Here is a 19,533-nt window from a genome sequence, read left to right on the forward strand (position 1 = left end):
TCCAATCACTTAAGAAATTCGTTTCAATGTGTGGCACCCCACTATAGGCCTCAAAAAGCATCTACTACGGCTAGAGTAGTTCTGTTATACAGTTGATGATTTCTATTTGGGGGAGGATTTTTCTCACATGCCGATTTGGCAACCAACTCTTACCGGAGCAAACGGCCTACTAGTTGGTTCATCCCCTACTGATCTTCTTGAAGCATGCGTAGCTTTTCACCGCACCAATTTCGGCACCAATCCCAAAGGCGCCGCAACCGCACCTGCAACATGGACGCTTATTGGTGAACACTCTGATTATTTCGGTGGCGTAGTACTGAGCTCGAATGCGAACTGGCGCACAGCCGTCACGGTGAGTAAAAACCGTGAAGAAATAATTAATGCGCAGGTCATTGATGCGGAAGGAAACGTCGAAAAGCATTCTATTAAGACTGCAGACGTGGCAGCTCGCGCACACACGCATGTGAAATCCCACGATGATCTGGGCCGTCCTACGATCTCACCGCAGCCGGAAGGTGGAATCGCTGCTCGGCTAGGTGGAATCGCGTGGACAATGATCCATAAGCAAATGCTGTCTCGGGATACAAAAGGCCTCGACATCACGGTAATTAGTACCATTCCTGCTGGTGTTGGCTTGGGAGAAAACTCCGCAACAGATGTAGCGCTGGCCTTGGCTTTGTATCAAGAAAGCCCTGAGGAAGCACCAATCAAGGCACGTATCGCAGAGATTTGTTCGCAATCAGCCTTCATGTTTAGTGAAAATTCAGTGTTGCGCGCACGGCACACCGTGGCATTGCGTGGTGAACCTGGCCAGATTTCTGTGATTGATTACGCAGACGGTTCCGTTACTCACGCTCCCCATCCGGTGAGCCGTTCAGCGGGGTTAGCTGCGTTTGTGGTGGCAGCCGATACTGATTCTGATCCGCGTAGGTGTCAAGACATCTACGCCAGGCACTGCTTCCTCGATGAAGCCTCGCGAGCATTTAGCGTGGAGTCCCTCCGTTTGCTCCCCGAAGCACCAACTCGAGTGATTGAGTGGTTGCAAGCAGTTATTGAAGTCACTGGTAGAAACGATTTACCTGAGGTTGAGCAAGCACAACAGCTGCTAACTCTTTGGGAAGAGGAAACCCGTCGCGCGCAGTTAACAGCCAGTGCATTGCGGTCACGTCGCTTGGCTGAATTTGCCTCACTATTGACAGAGTCTCAGGAGGCGTTGGCCGCTACTTTGGATTTATCGCCCACAGATGTAGCGCTTTCTCAACTGTGTCTTGAAAGAGGGGCATTAGCTGCGCGTTCTAGTTCAGCGTGTGGCGTCATTGCCTTGGTCGAAGCGAAGCACGCCCACAATTTTGCAGCTGATTTAAGCGATGATGGGTTGCTTGTGATCCCACTCGGTCATGGAACACCAGCCGAACCTGCTTAATCTGCTGGCCAGGTAAAGAGCACTTCCCGCTTTTTAATATCTGCCGTAACTAACGTGACTTCTTGGTTGGTTCCTTGTTCAGGAGCTCCAAGGCATTTCGCTAAAACAGGTGGTTTATAGACAAACAGTCGGGAAGAATTCTTTTCTGCATCGCTGGAAACGATAACTGCGTTGAAGTTTTGGCCTTCCCAATACTTCAGCACTGTTGCTTCTGTGAGATCCAAACAGGCGTTATCTACCTGGCTAGCCAAAATCGAAGAGAACTTCATGGTTCCAAGAACTTGTTCTTCCACTCGAGTGACCCACTCTGGAACATCGGTTCCCGCAGCAATGGCTAGGCAGTGTTCAGTGGCAAAGCGATCAATGAGACGTCGCAGCGGAGCAGTAACGTGCGCATAATATCCGCCCACGCCAGAGTGCACTTCAGAGTCTCCATTTTGTACGCTTGCGTATCCAGAGCCTCGCAAAAGTTTTTGAGCTTCACGCTGAATCGCCATGCCTTTGGGAGTGTTTGGATCAACACTTTGCAAAAATTCGCCGATCGGTTGCTCGGGTGCAATCTCAAATCCTAAGGCTTGAGCTTCCGATCTAAATGAAGCTTCAGATTCAGCAGTCGCCGGCGCAAGTGTACGCAATAAACCATGGCCTGCTTTCACCATCATTTCACCAGCGACCATGCCTGTGAGCAGAGAAATTTCGGAATTATAATCCATAATTGGAGGCCGTGGTTCAATAACAATTTCATAATGCTCACCAGCATCATCATTGGGAACTTTCACCACACGCTGGCTGGGAAGTGAAAGATTGACGGCTTGACGCCGCAATGCGCTTTCCTGACGCAGACGCCCCACCTTGGGTAATAAGCTTATCGACGGATGCAGCCGATCATTTTCCGCATCTTCTTGAGCCTGTTCATAATCCAAACGCGCACAAGATTTCACTAATCCGCGTCGCACATACGCAGCTGTGACCTCTCCGCGTTCATCTAAATCAATAGACCACACAACAGCAGGACGGATTTGTCCCTCCAAAAGACTCGCGGCGTCTTCTGAGAGTTCTTCTGGGTGCAATCGTGCAGGAGAATCTGGCAGATAAATGGTCTGTCCGCGCTGCAGCGATTCCTTTTCTAAGGCACTGCCTGGCTCCACAAATGCAGCGACATCTGCGATGGCATAATGCACCCGAAAACCGGAGTCTATTTTCTCGATGAGAACTGCTTGATCCAAGTCACGCGACCCCACCGGATCGATGGTGACAAACGGCATATGCAATAAATCTTCTCTTATTTCAGAGAAACGATCTACGCTTTGTGCAGCTTCTTCATGCATCTGCGGATCGAATCCGCGCTTCACTCCAAATTCTTGCGCCACTGGATCAAAGTCAAGGACTGCTGCATAGAGCTTCATGCACTCCTATTCTTCCACAGCCTAAAAATCTATGCAGCATGAAATGAACTCAACTTTGCGAGAAGCGCTTGTCAGCCAAACCTCTCAGTGCGATTTAAGTGTCAGACTCAGAAAACGTTTGCACAGATGCCAGCAGTCCCATCTCTATCACTTGTGTCGCCTAGGTAAATCCAGTCACCGTTCGGTGGGGGTACTTTCGTACGCCATGCGAACATCCTGGATTGAGGGGTAACCAGCCAAGACATAACAAGGTCTCCCCTTTCACCCTTAGAGCTCACTTAACAACGGGGGTGGGGACGTGCGATAGATTATGCCCCAGGTCACAATAGACTGCATGAGTATTTCAAGCGACAAAAAAATTGCAGTAGTTACTGGTGCCTCCTCTGGAATAGGTAAGGCTACTGCACAGGCACTGGCGCAGGAAGGCTGGCATGTTATCGTCGCTGCACGTCGCACCGACAAAATCAAGGCCGTTGCCGAAGAAATTGGTGGCACCGCCATCGAGCTAGACGTCACCTCTCAGGAGTCTGTAGACAACCTCGCTTCCCAACTCGAACGAGTTGACTTACTGGTCAACAACGCTGGTGGCGCAAAGGGAATGGACTCTATCCGCGATGCTGACCTGAAGGACTGGCAGTGGATGTACGAAACCAACGTGCTGGGTACGCTGCGCATGACCAAGGCATTACTCGACAAGCTCATCGCTTCGAAAGGCCACGTCATCAACATTGGCTCTATGGCTTCATTTACTGCCTATGCCGGTGGTGCGGGTTATAACGCAGCAAAGTTTGGCGAAGGAGCACTCACCCGCGTACTGCGCCTAGAACATGTCGGTGACCCGATCCGAGTTACCCAAATCGATCCAGGCCGCGTGGAGACCGACTTCTCCCTCGTGCGTTTCGACGGTAACCAAGACAAGGCAGCACAGATATATGCCGACAAGCTCAACCTCTCAGCAGCAGATATCGCCGAAGCCATTCGCTGGGTTTCTTCTCAGCCGGCTCATGTCAACATTGACCGTATTCACATCATGCCCCGCGATCAGGCCTAATAACTCTTTATCTTGACCGTATACCCCTGGCACCCCAGCCTGTTCTTGGCTGGGGTGCCATATCCTCGATTAAGTACTCAGGCTTCAAAGATCTCCTCCCTGCGCATTAATCCAGTGTTGTCCTCTTTAGTGTTTATCTTTCTGTTTGACCCATCTTCGTTAGGAGCCTGTTATGGGTGTTAGTCCGCTACTGGCGATTGAACGTCCACATCTACCGCGTCCCACCTTCCGTGAAATCATCCACGATATTGGCCCGCAGGAGATCGGTAACGGCCTGGTTGCGCTGATCTTCTCAGCCTCTGGCCCCATCGCCGTGATATTGGCTGCCGCCGCGGCTGGAAACTTAAGCCCGGATCAAACCTCTTCCTGGATCTTCGGCGCTTTCCTCGGTAACGGCCTGCTTACCTTGCTACTGACCTATCTCTACCGCAGTCCACAGGCCTACTTCTGGACTATTCCCGGCACCGTTATCGCCGGAGATGCGCTGACACACTTGTCCTTCGGTGAAGTTATTGGGGCCTATCTGGCAACAGCTGTCCTCGTCTTCTTATTGGGATGGACAGGAGTGATCGGCCGAATCATGGCGGTATTACCAGCAACGATCGTCATGGCTATGGTTGCTGGTATCTTCCTGCGCTTTGGCTTGGATCTTATTACCGCAGCTACTGATGATCCACTCATCACGATCTCCATGATCGTGGTCTTTGTCGGCCTCAGTATTGCGCCAAAGGTAGCTGCAGTAGCTCCGCCGGTAGCGATCGCTGCGGTCGCTGGCACATTGGTGGCAATCCTTGCAGGTCAGGTTAACTCTGGAATCCTCGATGATGGGGTGATCGCAACCCCAATTTTAACTGCTCCAGAATTCTCGATGGGGGCAATGCTGGAGTTGGTGATCCCGCTGACAATCACCGTGGTCATCGTGCAAAACGGCCAGGGCATTGCGGTGTTACAGGCCGCAGGACATAGGCCGGGTGTTAACCTTGCTGCAGCAGCCAGTGGTCTAGTCTCAATTCCGATGGCGTTGATCGGCAATATCACCACCTGCCTGACAGGGCCGACCAATGCGTTGATCGTAGCCAGTGGCAAGTCCCAGCGTCACTATGCTGCTGCCATGGTCACCGCTTTGGGAGCTATCACGGTGGGATTATTCTCCCCGGCTTTTGTCGGATTCATGCTGGCTATGCCTGTCTCGTTTGTCTCCGCCCTAGCAGGAATCGCGATGCTCACCCCGCTAAAAAATGCCTTCTTAGCAGGGTTTAAAGGCCCCTTTTCTACCGGTGCACTGGTATGTTTCCTGGTCACGGTTTCTGAGCTGACCTTATTGGGAATCACTGCTCCGTTCTGGGGCATTGTCTTTGGTTGCCTGATCGCATGGTTGATGGACCCTAAGCCCAAAAAAGCTTAACGCCCAGATACTGTAAGTACACTGATCCTGTCGGCTCCCGGGTTGAGCACTATGTGGACGTGTATGTGATCCCACTCTTTTAGTCACTTGATCGCGATTTTAGTGAGGGCAGTTTTTCAGCAGGACGCTGGGAATTTTCCACTACACCACACGAGAATGCCCACGGCTAAAGTTTTTAGGCTTCGTGGGCAGCTGTGTTTGGTTCGAACTCGGATAACCAAACCAGAGTGGCCCATGGCAAGCTAAAATCTGAACTGTGGACACTGTGGTTTAGTTCTCCGCATCGCCTAATCCGATAAAAATCAGCATCAGATATTGAAGCAATGCCCGTCAAAATTCACAAAGGGCGAATGAGCCCATCTATAAGCCGGATTCTGTACCAATTTCCATAACGGAAATCAGTGGCGATCATCCATCTCGTCGCAGCCATTGCTGACTGCCTCTAGCAGCTACCTGCAGGCTCGGCGAGCAGCCTTAAACACCTGCACAGACATACCATTGGATACATCCTCATGCCTTGCTCCCGGTGGGGTTTACCTGGCCAAACCAGTCACCTGATCTGCCGGTGCGCTCTTACCGCACCCTTTCACCCTTACCATCAACAAAAGCTGATGGCGGTTTACTCTCTGTTGCACTTTCCCGCGGATTGCTCCGGGTTGTCGTTAACAACCACCGTGCTCTGTGGAGTCCGGACTTTCCTCGGCCGATGCTTAACAGGGAATACCCTATTAGTCCATCGAACGCAATCACCCGATCGACTCATTCGCAACGCTTTACATTACACCCGCGAAGCCTGAAAACTTAAAACTCCTGCGGGGTCGAAAGAAAAGAATTGCTAATAGATCCTGGTGCTTGAAGATTGTTCCAAGTGCGAGGTGTCATTGAACAATCTCATGCAGGTTGGCCCATCTGCATAGAATTCAGCAATGGATAGTGATGCCAAATCCAGGTGAGCTTTTTGGAAAAATGATGGACTAGAGTCCAAAGCCTGGCGCAGAATTGCCTTGATGGGCGTGACATGGCTGACTACGAGGACATTAGCTGCGCCGTACTCCCGTTGTAGGCTTTCTCGCGCCTTTTTCACTCGGCGACTTACTGCTTGCAAGGACTCTCCTCCTGGAGGAGCCACAGAAGTATCAGTGAGCCATTTGGTATGTAGTTCTGGATCTTGCTCATGAGCTTGGGCAAAGGACTTGCCATCCCACAGGCCAAAATCTGTTTCGATGAGATCATCAATTACACGTACCTGCAGACCTAAAGCTTGCGCAGCTGCTTCAGCGGTTTGCATGGTGCGGGCAAGAGGAGAGGCAACAATGGCATCAATGCCACCAGTTTGTGCCAGTCGGTGGGCTGCCGCTGCGGCCTGTTTTTCACCAAGCTCAGATAACTGTGGATTAGAGCGACCTGAGTATTGGCGTGCAGCAGACATGGCAGTTTGTCCATGTCGAAGCAGCAGGAACCTAGTTGGATCTGTGGTAGCACCGTTCCAATTGGTAGGTTTGGTTGCAGAGCAGTTGAGGCTCTCTTGTCCTGCTGAAGAAGCGGCGGGAGAAGGAGTATCCAGAGAAGCGACAGAGCTAGCAACAATACCTTCAGGCTTTCCAGCAGCTGCAGCATCCATTGCCACATTAGAAAGCGCATCAGCGCGTTTGTTTTTCTCTCGGGGAATCCAGGTATAGGTGACCGCACCGATGGCAGAGGCAAGATCTCGTGCTTCCAGCGCAAGAACCTTCATGTCAGGGTGTTTAATTTTCCACCTGCCTGACATTTGTTCCACCACAAGTTTGGAATCCATGAAGACATCCACGGAGGTGGCGCGAAGTTCTCGGGCAGCTTTGAGGCCTTCCAGCAGTCCGCGGTATTCTGCGACGTTGTTGGTGGCTTTGGTTCCCACCACATAAGCAATTTCCCGGAGGACTTCTGCTTTATTGTCTGAGTAAACCACGGTGCCAGAACCAGCGATACCTGGGTTGCCGCGGGAGCCGCCGTCGGCCTCAATCACTAATTTCACTGGAGAAAAATCCTTCTAGGAGATGTCTGTGATGAGGTAAGAGCCGCACTCAGGGCACTGTGGGACCTCATCTTTAGGGGTGTTGCGGATGTCGGAGATGCCGGAGGCAGGAAGAACCATGGCACATCCGCTGCAGGAACGTCCGTTGAATTGTGCTGCGCCAACACCGTTTTCTAGGCGCTGTTCGTAGAATTCAGCAAGAGCTTCTGCTGGTAGTTTTTCTTCCAGGCGTGCGATCACGGTGGCTGGATCTTCTGTGGCAGGAGCAGCGTTGTTTGCTTCTTCCACAGCAGCGCGCGCTTCAGCGACTTTGCGTTCGGTGTCTTTGACGCGTGACTGTGCAAGATCCCGGTTGTTACGCAGAGCGTGGATCTCGTTGTGTGCTTCCTGCAGTTCGCTCATAAGGTCAGCAATACGGGATTTGGCGGTGTAGACATCATGGTTGAGATCTCGACGGCGGTTTTCATCGGTTTCTGCACCAAGTGCATCCTGTCCGTCTTTCTTCCTGCGACGAAGCTTGCGCTCATCTGACTGAATGCGCAGGATTTCATTTTCCATGTCATCGACAGCCATTTGTGCAGCTGACGCTGCATCGCGGTTTCGCGAAAGCTCTGCCACAGCTGCATCTGCAGCTGCCTGTTCTGGGGAGGTTTTCGGCGCAGAGACTGCAGTGGTGGCGCGGAAGGTATTTGCCAGCTCGAGCAAGTTTTTGTGCAGTGCGGGGTTAAGCTTCATCGGAAGTCTCCTTTTTTAGTTCTCAAAAATTTAGTTCACACGGTCCATGGACGGTTGCGCATGCGCTGACATTGTCCATGGATCAGTGCGGATCGAAATCACATCAACCTCGATCTGTGGGGCCTTTTCCTGCAAAATTTCCTGGGCTTGAGCAGTCCATGGAAATTCGCTGGCCCAGTGCGCAGTATCGATTACTGCAGGGCCACCATCACGCAAATATTCATCAACTGGATGGTGGCGTAGATCAGAGGTGACATAAACGTCCACACCGAGCTTAATCACATCACTTAAGAAACTGTCACCCGACCCTGATGAAACGGCAACGCGCGAAACCATCTGGTCTGGATCGCCGGTGGCACGAATGCCCCATGCGGTCTCTGGCAGGTTGTTGGCTACTTGCTGCACAAGGTCAGCCAGACGCATGGGCTCGGGAAGTTCACCGATCCGGCCCAAACCGGTAGCGTTTTCTAAACTCTCCGCACTGTGCATTTCCACAATGTCAAAGGCTGGTTCTTCATAGGGATGCGCTTCCCGAAGCACCGACGTGAGACGGGCGCGCAGGTTGCGTGGTGCAACAAACTCGATGCGCAGCTCAGGGGCTTTAAAGAGCTTATCGACGTCCCCTTCCGTCGGATTCGCGCCTTCTACTGGACGAAACTGTCCAGTGCCTTCAAACTCAAAGGAGCATTCCCGGTAGTCCCCGATTGCGCCGGCACCAGCGTCGAAAAGCATCTTTTTTAAAGGCGCTGCATCCTTAGGTAAAACGTGGACGCCCCATTTATCCATGCCCCCTAAAAGCCTGGGCGCAATGGGGCGCCCAGCTTTAATGCCGACGAGTTCCGCGAGTTTATCGTTGACACCTGGACGTGCCGAATCTGCATTAGTATGCGCAGAAAATAGTGCCACACCACCACGGATCAAAGTATGAATAACCTTGCCTTTAGGTTCATCAGCAGCCACTGAGGTGACACCACGAAGCAATAATGGGTGATGAATAATCAGCATATCTAGTCCCAGTGCAACGGCCTTTTCTGCGACTTCTTGAGTACAGTCCAGAGCCAATCCGACTTTCCGTACAGACGCAGCAGGATCGCCACAGATCAAGCCCACTTTGTCCCAGCTTTCAGCCAATGCCGGTGGATAGGCTTCATCCATGATGCGACGAATTTCGCCAACGGTTACTTCAATCACGCATTAACTCCCCTGGTTGTTACCGCTTGTCAATTCCTTATAAGTCTAGCCAAGCTCTGAAAAATTCTGGCACAGTTAAAGGTATGACAACACCTTCAAAGAAAACCTTGCTTTTTGATCTCGATGGAACGCTCGTGGATTCTTTTCCAGGAATCCGCACATCTTTCCTGCACACTCTGCAGGAAAAAGAATGGGAGATTCCCTCTGAAGACCGCATTTCCCAAGTTCCAGGCCCTCCAATGGAATGGACTCTCCAAGACTTAGGAATGACCGCTGAACAGGCTCAGGACGCGCTAAAAACATACCTCGACCATTATGGATTGGTGGGCTGGGATTTATCAGAAGAATTCCCCGGCATGAGAGATCTGCTCATTCGTCTCAAAAAGGACGGTTTCCGACTCTGCACCGCAACCTCCAAAGGTGAATTCTTTGCAGAAAAAGTCTTAAGAAAATTCGATATGTTTGATCTCTTTGATTTTATGGGCGCAGCCACCGATAACGGCACCAGGCGCAGCAAATCAGCAGTGATTAAACATGTCCTCGAAAGCGTCGGGCTGGAAGAACCTGCAGACATCTTGATGATCGGTGATCGATCCCACGATATTGAAGGTTCCGCAGAGTTCGGCATCGACTGCGTTGGCGTAACTTGGGGTTACGGAAATGCGACCGAATGGAGCGCTGCCCGTTTTACAGCTAGTACTGCAGAAGAGCTAGAAAGGATCATCCATGACTGGGCCTAATACATCGTTACCTTTAGAAATCGTTTTTGTATGCACCGGCAATATCTGCCGCTCCCCCATGGCAGAAGTAATCGCGCAAACTAAAGCTTCTGAGGCTGGTCTGAGCGAAAACGTCACGTTCTCCTCCTGTGGCATGGGTAATTGGCATGTGGGTCAATCTGCAGATAAACGAGCATTGGCAGAGCTCAAATCCACTGGCTATAACGGTGATACCCACCGCGCAGCACAGCTTGGACCAGAACATTTACGCGCAGATCTTTTCGTCGCGCTTGATTCCGGTCACGCTAGAGAACTTGCAGCTACCGGTGTGCCCAATGACAAGATTCGTCTCCTGCGCTCCTTTGACTCCAACTCCGATCCCACCGCTGATGTTGCCGATCCTTATTACGGCACCTCCAAAGATTTCGCATTAACCCGAGAAAACATTGAAGCTGCTCTGCCCGGCCTGTTGGAATGGGTGAAGGATCACATTGGCTCTAATACTTAGGTCTTTGGGCTAAAAAGTCCTAAGGTAGACAAGTGTGAACAGCAAGGTAAATAGCCCTTCCGGGCACGACAGGCATGACGTGAACACCCGCTATTCCGGAAATTCGCGTGCACACACTAAAACCAAAGGTTGGAAAACATTTCTCTCGCCTGGTTGGATTATTTCCGCCTTGCTCATTGTCTCTTTCTCCTATGCCGCGATTTCTATGCTCGCGCCCTGGCAGCTCCACAAAGATGACGATATCGTCGCACGCAACGAGCAGATCGTCGAGTCCTTCGAGCGCGACGTCGTTCCTTATACAGAGCTTTTCGACGCCTCCGGCCAGATCCCTTCAACGCAAGAGTTCTTCCGTGTGTCCCTCACCGGACATTATCTGCCAGATAGTGAAGTGCTCCTGCGCCTGCGCCCCGTTGATTCCGGCCCAGCATTTCAATCCTTAACTCCGTTTGAATTGGACAACGGGCGCATCGTACTTGTGAATCGCGGTTACGTCTCTTCTGAGGGCACTATCGTCCCAGAGATTGCAGCTGCCCCTTCCACTCCAGTGACGATCATCGGTTTCGCTCGAAAGAACGAAGGCGTGCCAGGTTCCGCTCCGATGGAGGACAGTGGCTATACCCAGGTTTATGGCATCCACACAGAACAAATCAGTGACACCACCGGTCTTGATCTCGGCACCGACTATGTTCAAGTCGCTGAAGGTGAACCTGGCGTGCTCAATGCCATGCCAATTCCGCAGATGGACCGTGGCAACCACCTCTCTTATGGTTTCCAGTGGATTGCTTTTGGCGTCATGGGACCACTTGCATTGGGTTACTTCATTTGGGCTGAAATGCGTGAGCGTCGCCGAGATAAGGAAGAACGCCAGCAAATGGCAGCGCTAGATACCACTGAGCCTGTCGAAGAAGAAGCTGTAGTTATTGAAGCACCAACCGCACCTACTATCACGCAGGCTGCATCCAAACGACGTTCTCGGTACGGTGATCAACATCGAAACCACTACGAAAACATCTCTAAGCGAGATGAAGAACGCTTTTAAGAGCTTTTAGCTTTCAACCAGCATCTGTTTCCCAGCGGTGGAACAGATGCTGGTTTTCTCTTGTTCTATGCCCATACTCCCAATCGTGTGCAAAATGTGGGCGTAAACGAAAAAGCAGGCCATGAAGGTTAATTAAAACCTTCATGGCCTGCTTTTATATCTGTGCGCCCTGACGGGCTCGAACCGCCGACCTGCTGGGTGTAAACCAGCTGCTCTTCCAGCTGAGCTAAAGGCGCTCACGTGCTTTTCTAGAACCACCTTGGCGGCCTCGAAAGCAACGATTAGAATAGTAACACACAATCTCCACAGACCTAAAATCGCTGTTCAGGCCGTGGAAATTAGCGTTTTAAGGCTTCTTGTTTCCGCGCTGAACAAGGCAAGATCCCTGCCAAGCGCCGAGACGTTCCGCCTTAGTCTGAACAAGTCCAGCCAATTGCGCTGATTCAGAGATGACACCTGGAGCAAGTGCGCCATCTTTACCAATCCCAGGAGTTAATACCCAGACGCGACCATTCTCCGCGAGGGAACGAATGGAATCTACAAGTCCGTCGACGAGATCGCCGTCATCCTCGCGCCACCAGAGCAGCACGACATCGCACAGCTCGTCGGTTTCTTCATCGAGCAGTTCTTCACCGATTACCTCTTCGATGGACTCGCTGATCAGCTCGTCAGAATCTTCATCCCATCCAATTTCTTGAACGGACTGACCCGATTGAATGCCGAGTAGTTGAGCATAATCCTGGGCACCTTGCTTGATTGCGCCCGGAGCGTCGGCCACTTTAATATTCCTCCTCGTTTTGGCCCCATTGTATTAGCGGACCCATGTTTTGAAGATGCATCCGTGGGGCTATTGATATATACGCAATGCACATTACCGTCCAACCCATACGAAGAACCACCTTTCCTGGGAAATTTTTCCTTTTCCTCCCCCATTTTCCTGAATCAACGTTGCTATTCAGCTCCCCCGAAAAGGTGAATTCAATGCTCTCAAAATTGGAATTTCAGCAAAAAGGAGCATTATCAACACCTCCACTCTCCCCTCCGCCAAATAGGGATTACATGGTTAGCAAACCTGCACAAAAGGACATCAGACCTGTAGTTTCATGCACGCACATCAAAACGTGAGAGAAACATCACACCAGCCCTGGAGTCTTGGATTAAAACTTTGCAAAACTTTGCAAGAGCCCACGAACATGCAGCTAGTTTCCATAGAGAAGTTATTGCCGAAGTACACAACAATTGCCAGGAACCCCCTCAATCAATCAATACATGAAATCACGATGAGTGCTTCGGTTCACTTGCATCACCCCATACAAACAAAAGAGCAATTTTGCGTATCCTTGTGAATAACTTATGCGTTAACTGTTCGTGCTCTTAGGTGTGCCACAATTAGGCACGGCCAAGGTCGATACCGGAAAACCGGGATGCATAAATTAAATAAAACATTCCAACAGGAGGTGTGGAAATGGCCAATCAAGCAAAACTTGGTGGCAAGCCCTCGGATGACTCCAACTTCGCGATGATCCGCGATGGCGTGGCATCTTATTTGAACGACTCTGATCCAGAGGAGACCAATGAGTGGATGGATTCCCTCGATGGTCTACTTCAAGAGTCTTCTCCAGAACGTGCTCGTTACCTCATGCTGCGTTTGCTTGAGCGTGCATCTGCAAAGCGCGTATCCCTTCCCCCAATGACGTCAACCGACTACGTCAATACGATTCCCACCTCAATGGAACCTGACTTCCCAGGCGATGAGGAAATGGAAAAGCGTTACCGTCGTTGGATCCGCTGGAACGCAGCCATCATGGTGCACCGTGCTCAACGACCAGGCATCGGCGTCGGCGGACACATCTCCACCTATGCAGGTGCAGCCCCCCTTTATGAAGTGGGATTTAACCACTTCTTCCGTGGCAAGGACCACCCAGGTGGCGGTGACCAGATCTTCTTCCAGGGTCACGCATCACCAGGCATGTACGCACGTGCGTTCATGGAAGGTCGCCTCTCTGAGGATGATCTAGATGGTTTCCGTCAGGAAGTTTCTCGTGAGCAGGGCGGCATTCCGTCTTACCCACATCCACATGGCATGAAGGACTTCTGGGAATTCCCAACTGTCTCCATGGGTCTTGGCCCAATGGATGCCATTTACCAGGCACGTTTCAACCGCTACCTCGAAAACCGTGGCATCAAGGATACTTCTGACCAGCATGTCTGGGCATTCCTCGGCGACGGCGAAATGGATGAGCCAGAATCACGTGGCCTTATTCAGCAGGCTGCACTGAACAACCTGGATAACTTGACCTTCGTGGTTAACTGCAACTTGCAGCGTCTTGACGGACCTGTCCGTGGTAACACCAAGATCATTCAGGAACTCGAGTCCTTCTTCCGTGGCGCAGGTTGGTCTGTGATCAAGGTTGTTTGGGGTCGCGAGTGGGATGAACTTCTAGAGAAGGATCAGGATGGCGCTCTTGTCGACATCATGAACACCACCTCCGATGGTGATTACCAGACCTTCAAGGCAAACGACGGCGCATATGTTCGTGAGCACTTCTTCGGACGTGACCCACGCACCGCCAAGCTCGTTGAAGACATGACCGATGAGGAGATCTGGAAGCTTCCACGCGGTGGACACGATTACCGTAAGGTTTTCGCTGCCTACAAGCGTGCGATGGAAACCAAGGATCGCCCAACTGTCATTTTGGCTCACACCATCAAGGGCTACGGACTCGGACACAACTTCGAAGGCCGTAACGCAACCCACCAGATGAAGAAGCTGACGCTTGATGATCTGAAGCTATTCCGCGACAAGCAGGGCATCCCAATCACGGATGAGCAGTTGGATAAGGATCCTTACCTTCCTCCTTACTACCACCCAGGTGAAGACGCTCCTGAAATCAAGTACATGAAGGAACGTCGCGCAGCGTTGGGCGGTTACCTGCCAGAACGTCGCGAGAACTACGAACCACTTCAGGTTCCACCACTGGACAAGCTTCGCTCTGTCCGTAAGGGCTCCGGCAAGCAGCAGATTGCTACCACCATGGCAACTGTTCGTACTTTCAAGGAATTGATGCGCGATAAGGGCTTAGCCGATCGTATCGTCCCAATTATCCCTGATGAGGCACGTACCTTCGGTTTGGACTCTTGGTTCCCCACTTTGAAGATCTACAACCCTCATGGTCAGAACTACGTTCCTGTAGATCATGACCTGATGCTCTCCTACCGCGAGGCACCAGAAGGACAGATCCTGCACGAAGGTATCAACGAGGCTGGCTCCATGGCATCGTTTATGGCTGCAGGTACCTCCTATGCCACCCATGGCAAGGCTATGATTCCGCTTTACATCTTCTACTCGATGTTCGGATTCCAGCGCACTGGTGACTCTGTCTGGGCAGCAGCCGATCAGATGGCTCGTGGCTTCCTCCTTGGCGCGACTGCCGGTCGTACCACCTTGACTGGTGAAGGCCTCCAGCACATGGATGGTCACTCCCCTATCTTGGCATCCACCAACCACGGTGTTGAGTCCTACGACCCTGCATTCTCTTATGAGATCGCGCACCTGGTACACCGCGGCATTGATCGTATGTACGGCCCAGGTAAGGGCGAGGATGTTATCTACTACATCACCATCTACAACGAGCCAACTCCTCAGCCAGCTGAGCCAGAAGGACTTGACGTAGAAGGCCTGCACAAGGGCATCTACCTTTACTCCCGCGGCGAAGGAACTGGCCATGAGGCTAATATCTTGGCTTCTGGTGTTGGTATGCAGTGGGCGCTTAAGGCACAGCAGATCCTCGAGTCTGACTACGGAGTACGTGCAAACGTTTACTCTGCAACCTCTTGGGTTAACCTGGCTCGTGATGGCGCTGCACGCAACAAGGCACTGCTGCGTAATCCAAGCGCTGATGTCGCAGAGGCTTTTGTTACCACTCAGCTGAAGCAGACCTCTGGCCCCTACGTTGCAGTATCTGACTTCGCTACCGATCTGCCAAACCAGATCCGCGAATGGGTTCCTGGCGACTACACCGTTCTCGGTGCAGATGGTTTCGGATTCTCCGATACTCGCCCAGCTGCTCGTCGTTTCTTCAACATCGATGCTGAGTCCGTTGTTGTTGCAGTACTGAACTCTCTCGTGCGCGAAGGCAAGATCGACGTTTCTGTCGCTGCCCAGGCTGCAGAGAAGTTCAAGCTCAACGATCCAACTAGTGTTTCAGTAGATCTAGACGCTCCTGAGGAATAAATCCTTTAAGAAGCGGTAATCCCCCTGCCAGACGTTAGTCTGGCAGGGGGATTCGTCGTAAAGCAGGCTTTTAGCCGAGGAACGCCTTGTCGGACAATGTCGCGCCCTTGATGTTGGCAAATTCTTGCAGCAAATCACGAACGGTCAATTTGGACTTGGTGGCTTGATCAGCTTCATAGACAATTCTGCCTTCATGCATCATGATCAAGCGGTTACCCAGGCGAATTGCCTGTTCCATGTTGTGCGTAACCATGAGGGTGGTTAGATTTCCATCCGATACAATCTTCTGTGTCAAAGATGTCACCAGGTCTGCGCGCTGTGGATCCAGTGCCGCAGTGTGCTCATCCAACAACATAATTTTAGGCTGCGTAAAACCAGCCATGAGCAATGACAATGCCTGTCGCTGGCCACCAGATAATAAGCCAACCTTAGCGGTCAGACGATTCTCCAGCCCTAGTTCAAGACGCTTGAGCTCAGTGGTGAAAAGCTCACGACGTTTGGTGCTTAGAGCCATTCCCACGCCACGGCGCTTTCCGCGCAGCAAAGCAATCGCAAGGTTTTCCTCAATGGTGAGGTTCGGTGCAGTGCCAGCGAGCGGATCCTGGAACACACGGCCGATGTAGCGAGCACGCTTGTGCTCTGACATCTTATTGACCTTGTTTCCGTCAATGGAAATGGTGCCGGAATCAACAATCAATCGACCTGAAACAGCATTTAGCAACGTCGATTTGCCAGCTCCATTGGAACCGATGACGGTGACAAAATCACCTTCAGCAATATCGAGTTGTAGCTCTTGTAAAGCTCTACGCTCATTGACTGTGCCTGGGAAAAATGTCTTAGAAATTCCGTTGATGGATAACATTTTAAGCCTCCACTCCAACAGGTTGTGCCTTTGGTTTGGGTGCTTTAGAAAACTTTGCACGCCACCTTGGAAGCAACATGGCAACAACAACCAAGATTGCTGAAATTGCCTTCATATCATTGGGATCAAGTCCAACGCGCAGCGCTGCGAAAATAATCAGCCTGTAAGCAATCGCACCAACGACAACCGCTAAAACTGCGAGCCAAACGCGACGTTGACCGAAAATTGCCTGGCCTAAAATAACAGAAGCCAAACCAATAACGATCAGACCAATGCCCATCGAAATATCTGCAAATCCCTGATATTGCGCAATGAGTGCACCGGCCAGTCCAACAAAACCGTTGGAAAGGGAGATCGTTAAGATCTTGGTGAAATCAGTTGATACGCCAAAGGACTGCACCATGGGCCCATTGTCACCGGTGGAACGCAAAGACAATCCGATGTCGGTGTTGAGGAACCAAATCACGACTAGTCCCAACACACCAACTGCAACGGCGAGGATCGCCGGGCCTGCCCATGTGCCAAGAAGGCCGGCGTCGCGAAGCGGAGTGAAGAGATTATCGGTGCGCAACAGTGGCACATTCGCACCACCCATGATGCGCAAGTTCACTGACCACAAGGCAATCATGGTCAAAATACCGGCAAGCAGGCCATCAATTTTGCCCTTGGTATGGAGCAAGCCAGTGATCATGCCAGCCAAAAAACCAGTGAAAAACCCAGCTGCGGTAGCCAAAATTGGAGGCCATCCAGATATCAAAGCTGTTGCTGCAGTAGCTGCACCGGTGGTGAGACTGCCGTCCACTGTAAGGTCTGGAAAATTGAGCACACGGAACGTCAAGAAGACGCCTAATGCGACAACTCCGTACAGCAGTCCGAATTCAAAAGCGCCAATCATACGCGGTCGGCCTTATCCAAAATGTCTTGAGGGATTTCAACGCCCTGACGCTCCGCAGCATCCTCGTTGATCACGTAAGTGAACTCAGTTGCGGTTTCTACAGGCATGGTTGCTGGGTCTTCGCCATCCTGAAGGATACGAAGTGCCATTTCACCAGTCTGACGGCCCAGCTCGGTGTAATCAATACCGAGAGTTGCCAATGCGCCACCTTCAACGGTGCCGGATTCTGCTGCGATCACTGGAATCGACTTCTGCTCAGCAACCTGCACGAGGGAAGAAATACCAGATACCACCATGTTGTCGGTTGGGACGTAGATGACATCGACATCGCCGAGTGCTTCCACAGCCTGCTGAATCTCATTAACAGTGGTGACAGTCTGCGTCTTAACAGACAATCCGCGTGGCTCTGCAGCCTTAGTTACTTCATCGACCTGAACCTGGGAGTTAACCTCACCAGATGCGTAGACAATTCCGATGGACTTAGCTTCTGGAACCAACTGCTGCAAAAGCTCTAGCTGCTGCTCGATTGGCGCAATATCTGATGTTCCAGTGACATTGCTTCCCGGAGCTTCATTAGAATCCACCAGCTCAGCTGACACGGCATCAGTTACAGCAGTAAACAGCACCGGGATATCAGTAATATTCTGTGCAGTAGCCTGAGCTGCTGGAGTGGCAACCGCCAACACTAGATCCAAATTTGCCGATGCAAACTGCTGGGAAATAGTCAGTGCAGTGCCCTGCTCACCGTTAGCATTTTGCTCATCGAAAGTGACATCAACGCCGGCATCTTCAAAAGCTTCCTTGAATCCTGCAGTAGCAGCATCAAGTGCTGGGTGCTGCACAAGCTGATTAATGCCCACACGGTAGGACTCTCCACCTGCAGAATCAGTCGATGCAGAGCTATCGCTGGAATCACTAGAGCACGAGGCCAAAGCTAGCGCACCAACAGTAAAGATGCTTGCGAGTACCTTCGAACGGGAAGAAAACATGGCACATCTCCTTAAAGGATTAATTATTAAAGGGGGCAGACAGCGTCAACACATTTCTCAATTCAGAGCCATATGTGAAATGTCTCATGTTTAGAACTTACTTGTTCCCCGTGTCATATGCGCAATTACTGCTGCACATCGGGTGCACCATTTAGCACTCAGCCTCTGCCATTTTTATGTACAGTCAGCGCACACTTAATAAACTCAGATCCTCTCCCCTTTCATTAAAGCCAAAGACTAGAGTGGGTAGCACCATGAATGTTTCCTCAAATAAACCCAGTGACTCTGACCGCGAATATCTTCAATCAGAACTCACCCGGCTCGTTGGCCAGGGAAGACTCGACCTAGATACCTACCAAAATGTGGTTGATACTGTGTGGTCTACAGATAATCTAGGCGAGTTAATGAGGATTCGCGCACGCTTCCTTGGAGGCCCTCCAGTTCCACCGCAGGCTTTTCCCCAGCAGGCACAGCAACCTCAACAGGCTCCTTATAACCAACCCCTGCAGCAGCGCCCACAGTTTCTACCCCAGCAACCAGGACACTATCCACCAAACCAACAGCAGCCGCCACTGCATCAACCACCAACGCGGCCGAATCAATATCCGCCAAGCCCACAGGGCGGAATACCAATGGGTGGTCATTTACCGCATCCTGGACAGGTACCAGAACCTGAAACATCTAATATGGGATCCATTCAGAAATCTGGCGAGTGGCTAGTTCCCGCTTATTCTGCCTATAAGCTCAACGGTGCAGATCTTTTTCTAGATATTCGTCATGCAACTGCTGCAGCTCCTGTAATTACTTTTGATGTCACCATGACGATGGCTTCCATGACCCTAGTGGTCCCACCTGGTGTTCATGTGGAAGTCCAGATGACATCCAAAAACTGGTCTGATTTCAAAGTACAAACATCCAACCCAATTCCTGGTGCACCGCGTGTGATCATCACCGGTACTTCTCGAGCATCCGGATTAAAAGTATTCACCAAACACCCCAATGAGCCTTTTGGTTTCTGGCAAAAGATGTTTCAATAACGGATTCTCATTCAGCAGAGCAGACAGA

General features: G+C 51.3%; 17 protein-coding genes, 1 tRNA gene, 1 other RNA gene and 1 pseudogene. 9 read left to right on the plus strand and 11 right to left on the minus strand.

The annotated features are described in order from the left end of the window. Window positions 1-127 precede the first annotated feature (127 nt). Window positions 128-1,423, plus strand: a complete 1,296-nt coding sequence (locus tag ccrud_RS09835; protein ID WP_066566875.1) for a galactokinase family protein — start codon at window positions 128-130, stop codon at window positions 1,421-1,423. Here the strand turns inward: ccrud_RS09835 and ccrud_RS09840 are convergent. Beyond that, window positions 1,420-2,829: a ribonuclease R family protein gene (locus tag ccrud_RS09840; protein ID WP_066566878.1), complete on the minus strand. Its 1,410-nt coding sequence runs from the start codon at window positions 2,827-2,829 to the stop codon at window positions 1,420-1,422. The two genes, ccrud_RS09835 and ccrud_RS09840, sit on opposite strands and share 4 nt — an antisense overlap. A 334-nt stretch (window positions 2,830-3,163) precedes the next feature. Between ccrud_RS09840 and ccrud_RS09845 the strand changes: the two genes are divergently transcribed. Both ccrud_RS09845 and ccrud_RS09850 read left to right on the plus strand, forming a co-directional pair. Beyond that, window positions 3,164-3,880, plus strand: a complete 717-nt coding sequence (locus ccrud_RS09845; RefSeq protein ID WP_066566881.1) for an SDR family oxidoreductase — start codon at window positions 3,164-3,166, stop codon at window positions 3,878-3,880. A gap of 172 nt (window positions 3,881-4,052) precedes the next feature. Further along, on the plus strand, window positions 4,053-5,285 hold the full coding sequence (locus ccrud_RS09850) for a benzoate/H(+) symporter BenE family transporter (RefSeq protein WP_066566884.1): 1,233 nt from the start codon (window positions 4,053-4,055) through the stop codon (window positions 5,283-5,285). Window positions 5,286-5,632: 347 nt separating this feature from the next. Here the strand turns inward: ccrud_RS09850 and rnpB are convergent. From rnpB to ccrud_RS09870, 4 genes are all read right to left on the minus strand, one after another. After that, window positions 5,633-6,047, minus strand: an RNA gene (rnpB, locus tag ccrud_RS09855) — RNase P RNA component class A. Window positions 6,048-6,120: 73 nt separating this feature from the next. Further along, window positions 6,121-7,296 carry a bifunctional RNase H/acid phosphatase gene (locus tag ccrud_RS09860; RefSeq protein ID WP_066566892.1) on the minus strand — a complete coding sequence of 392 codons (1,176 nt, stop codon included), beginning with the start codon at window positions 7,294-7,296 and terminating at the stop codon, window positions 6,121-6,123. A gap of 15 nt (window positions 7,297-7,311) precedes the next feature. Then, the gene (locus ccrud_RS09865) at window positions 7,312-8,031 is read right to left on the minus strand and encodes a zinc ribbon domain-containing protein (protein WP_066566894.1); all 720 of its coding nucleotides are present in this window, start codon (window positions 8,029-8,031) and stop codon (window positions 7,312-7,314) included. A 30-nt stretch (window positions 8,032-8,061) separates the two neighbouring features. Continuing rightward, on the minus strand, window positions 8,062-9,222 hold the full coding sequence (locus ccrud_RS09870) for a Nif3-like dinuclear metal center hexameric protein (RefSeq protein ID WP_066566896.1): 1,161 nt from the start codon (window positions 9,220-9,222) through the stop codon (window positions 8,062-8,064). Between the two features lie 83 nt (window positions 9,223-9,305). Here ccrud_RS09870 and ccrud_RS09875 point away from each other — a divergent pair, with 83 nt between their 5' ends. The 3 genes from ccrud_RS09875 to ccrud_RS09885 are packed head-to-tail and all read left to right on the plus strand — an operon-like array spanning window position 9,306 to window position 11,488. Then, on the plus strand, window positions 9,306-9,962 hold the full coding sequence (locus ccrud_RS09875; protein WP_066566898.1) for an HAD-IA family hydrolase: 657 nt from the start codon (window positions 9,306-9,308) through the stop codon (window positions 9,960-9,962). Beyond that, window positions 9,949-10,449, plus strand: coding sequence for a low molecular weight protein-tyrosine-phosphatase (locus ccrud_RS09880; RefSeq protein WP_066566901.1), 501 nt, complete (start codon window positions 9,949-9,951; stop codon window positions 10,447-10,449). Before ccrud_RS09875 ends, ccrud_RS09880 begins: the two co-directional genes overlap by 14 nt. 34 nt (window positions 10,450-10,483) lie before the next feature. Then, complete coding sequence (locus ccrud_RS09885) at window positions 10,484-11,488, plus strand: SURF1 family cytochrome oxidase biogenesis protein (RefSeq protein WP_082868809.1); 1,005 nt, start codon at window positions 10,484-10,486, stop codon at window positions 11,486-11,488. A gap of 163 nt (window positions 11,489-11,651) precedes the next feature. On the opposite strand, the gene ccrud_RS09890 is transcribed toward ccrud_RS09885, so the two are convergent. Beyond that, window positions 11,652-11,724 (minus strand) — tRNA-Val (locus ccrud_RS09890). 110 nt (window positions 11,725-11,834) lie between these two features. Further along, complete coding sequence (locus ccrud_RS09895; protein WP_066566903.1) at window positions 11,835-12,266, minus strand: DUF3052 domain-containing protein; 432 nt, start codon at window positions 12,264-12,266, stop codon at window positions 11,835-11,837. A 687-nt stretch (window positions 12,267-12,953) separates the two neighbouring features. Here ccrud_RS09895 and aceE point away from each other — a divergent pair. Beyond that, window positions 12,954-15,722, plus strand: coding sequence for a pyruvate dehydrogenase (acetyl-transferring), homodimeric type (gene aceE, locus ccrud_RS09900; RefSeq protein ID WP_066566904.1), 2,769 nt, complete (start codon window positions 12,954-12,956; stop codon window positions 15,720-15,722). 70 nt (window positions 15,723-15,792) lie between these two features. On the opposite strand, the gene ccrud_RS09905 is transcribed toward aceE, so the two are convergent. Genes ccrud_RS09905 through ccrud_RS09915 form a run of 3 tightly spaced genes read right to left on the minus strand, consistent with a single transcriptional unit; the run spans window position 15,793 to window position 18,468 of the window. After that, window positions 15,793-16,584, minus strand: coding sequence for an ABC transporter ATP-binding protein (locus ccrud_RS09905; protein WP_066566907.1), 792 nt, complete (start codon window positions 16,582-16,584; stop codon window positions 15,793-15,795). 1 nt (window position 16,585) lies between these two features. Next, window positions 16,586-17,479, minus strand: coding sequence for an ABC transporter permease (locus ccrud_RS09910; protein WP_066566911.1), 894 nt, complete (start codon window positions 17,477-17,479; stop codon window positions 16,586-16,588). Then, the gene (locus ccrud_RS09915) at window positions 17,476-18,468 is read right to left on the minus strand and encodes an ABC transporter substrate-binding protein (RefSeq protein WP_066566914.1); all 993 of its coding nucleotides are present in this window, start codon (window positions 18,466-18,468) and stop codon (window positions 17,476-17,478) included. Before ccrud_RS09915 ends, ccrud_RS09910 begins: the two co-directional genes overlap by 4 nt. A gap of 254 nt (window positions 18,469-18,722) precedes the next feature. Here ccrud_RS09915 and ccrud_RS15750 point away from each other — a divergent pair. Then, window positions 18,723-18,821, plus strand: a pseudogene (locus tag ccrud_RS15750) (DUF1707 domain-containing protein); the annotation flags it as partial. Window positions 18,822-18,849: 28 nt separating this feature from the next. Here the strand turns inward: ccrud_RS15750 and ccrud_RS15755 are convergent. Further along, on the minus strand, window positions 18,850-19,149 hold the full coding sequence (locus tag ccrud_RS15755; protein WP_245670423.1) for a hypothetical protein: 300 nt from the start codon (window positions 19,147-19,149) through the stop codon (window positions 18,850-18,852). Between the two features lie 5 nt (window positions 19,150-19,154). On the opposite strand from ccrud_RS15755, the gene ccrud_RS15760 reads away from it, so the two are divergent. Then, on the plus strand, window positions 19,155-19,505 hold the full coding sequence (locus ccrud_RS15760) for a hypothetical protein (RefSeq protein WP_245670411.1): 351 nt from the start codon (window positions 19,155-19,157) through the stop codon (window positions 19,503-19,505). The last annotated feature ends 28 nt before the right edge of the window (window positions 19,506-19,533 follow it).

Source organism: Corynebacterium crudilactis (assembly GCF_001643015.1).
GTDB classification, from domain to species: Bacteria; Actinomycetota; Actinomycetes; order Mycobacteriales; family Mycobacteriaceae; genus Corynebacterium; species Corynebacterium crudilactis.

What these genes read in the sequence shown, in the direction of transcription:
- ccrud_RS09835 (WP_066566875.1), top strand. Translation starts at nt 128, where the DNA reads ATGCCGATTTGGCAACCAACTCTTACCGGAGCAAACGGCCTACTAGTT.
- ccrud_RS09840 (WP_066566878.1), bottom strand. Translation starts at nt 2,829, where the DNA reads ATGAAGCTCTATGCAGCAGTCCTTGACTTTGATCCAGTGGCGCAAGAA.
- ccrud_RS09845 (WP_066566881.1), top strand. Translation starts at nt 3,164, where the DNA reads ATGAGTATTTCAAGCGACAAAAAAATTGCAGTAGTTACTGGTGCCTCC.
- ccrud_RS09850 (WP_066566884.1), top strand. Translation starts at nt 4,053, where the DNA reads ATGGGTGTTAGTCCGCTACTGGCGATTGAACGTCCACATCTACCGCGT.
- ccrud_RS09865 (WP_066566894.1), bottom strand. Translation starts at nt 8,031, where the DNA reads ATGAAGCTTAACCCCGCACTGCACAAAAACTTGCTCGAGCTGGCAAAT.
- ccrud_RS09875 (WP_066566898.1), top strand. Translation starts at nt 9,306, where the DNA reads ATGACAACACCTTCAAAGAAAACCTTGCTTTTTGATCTCGATGGAACG.
- ccrud_RS09880 (WP_066566901.1), top strand. Translation starts at nt 9,949, where the DNA reads ATGACTGGGCCTAATACATCGTTACCTTTAGAAATCGTTTTTGTATGC.
- aceE (WP_066566904.1), top strand. Translation starts at nt 12,954, where the DNA reads ATGGCCAATCAAGCAAAACTTGGTGGCAAGCCCTCGGATGACTCCAAC.
- ccrud_RS09905 (WP_066566907.1), bottom strand. Translation starts at nt 16,584, where the DNA reads ATGTTATCCATCAACGGAATTTCTAAGACATTTTTCCCAGGCACAGTC.
- ccrud_RS09910 (WP_066566911.1), bottom strand. Translation starts at nt 17,479, where the DNA reads ATGATTGGCGCTTTTGAATTCGGACTGCTGTACGGAGTTGTCGCATTA.
- ccrud_RS09915 (WP_066566914.1), bottom strand. Translation starts at nt 18,468, where the DNA reads ATGTTTTCTTCCCGTTCGAAGGTACTCGCAAGCATCTTTACTGTTGGT.
- ccrud_RS15755 (WP_245670423.1), bottom strand. Translation starts at nt 19,149, where the DNA reads ATGTTTCAGGTTCTGGTACCTGTCCAGGATGCGGTAAATGACCACCCA.
- ccrud_RS15760 (WP_245670411.1), top strand. Translation starts at nt 19,155, where the DNA reads ATGGGATCCATTCAGAAATCTGGCGAGTGGCTAGTTCCCGCTTATTCT.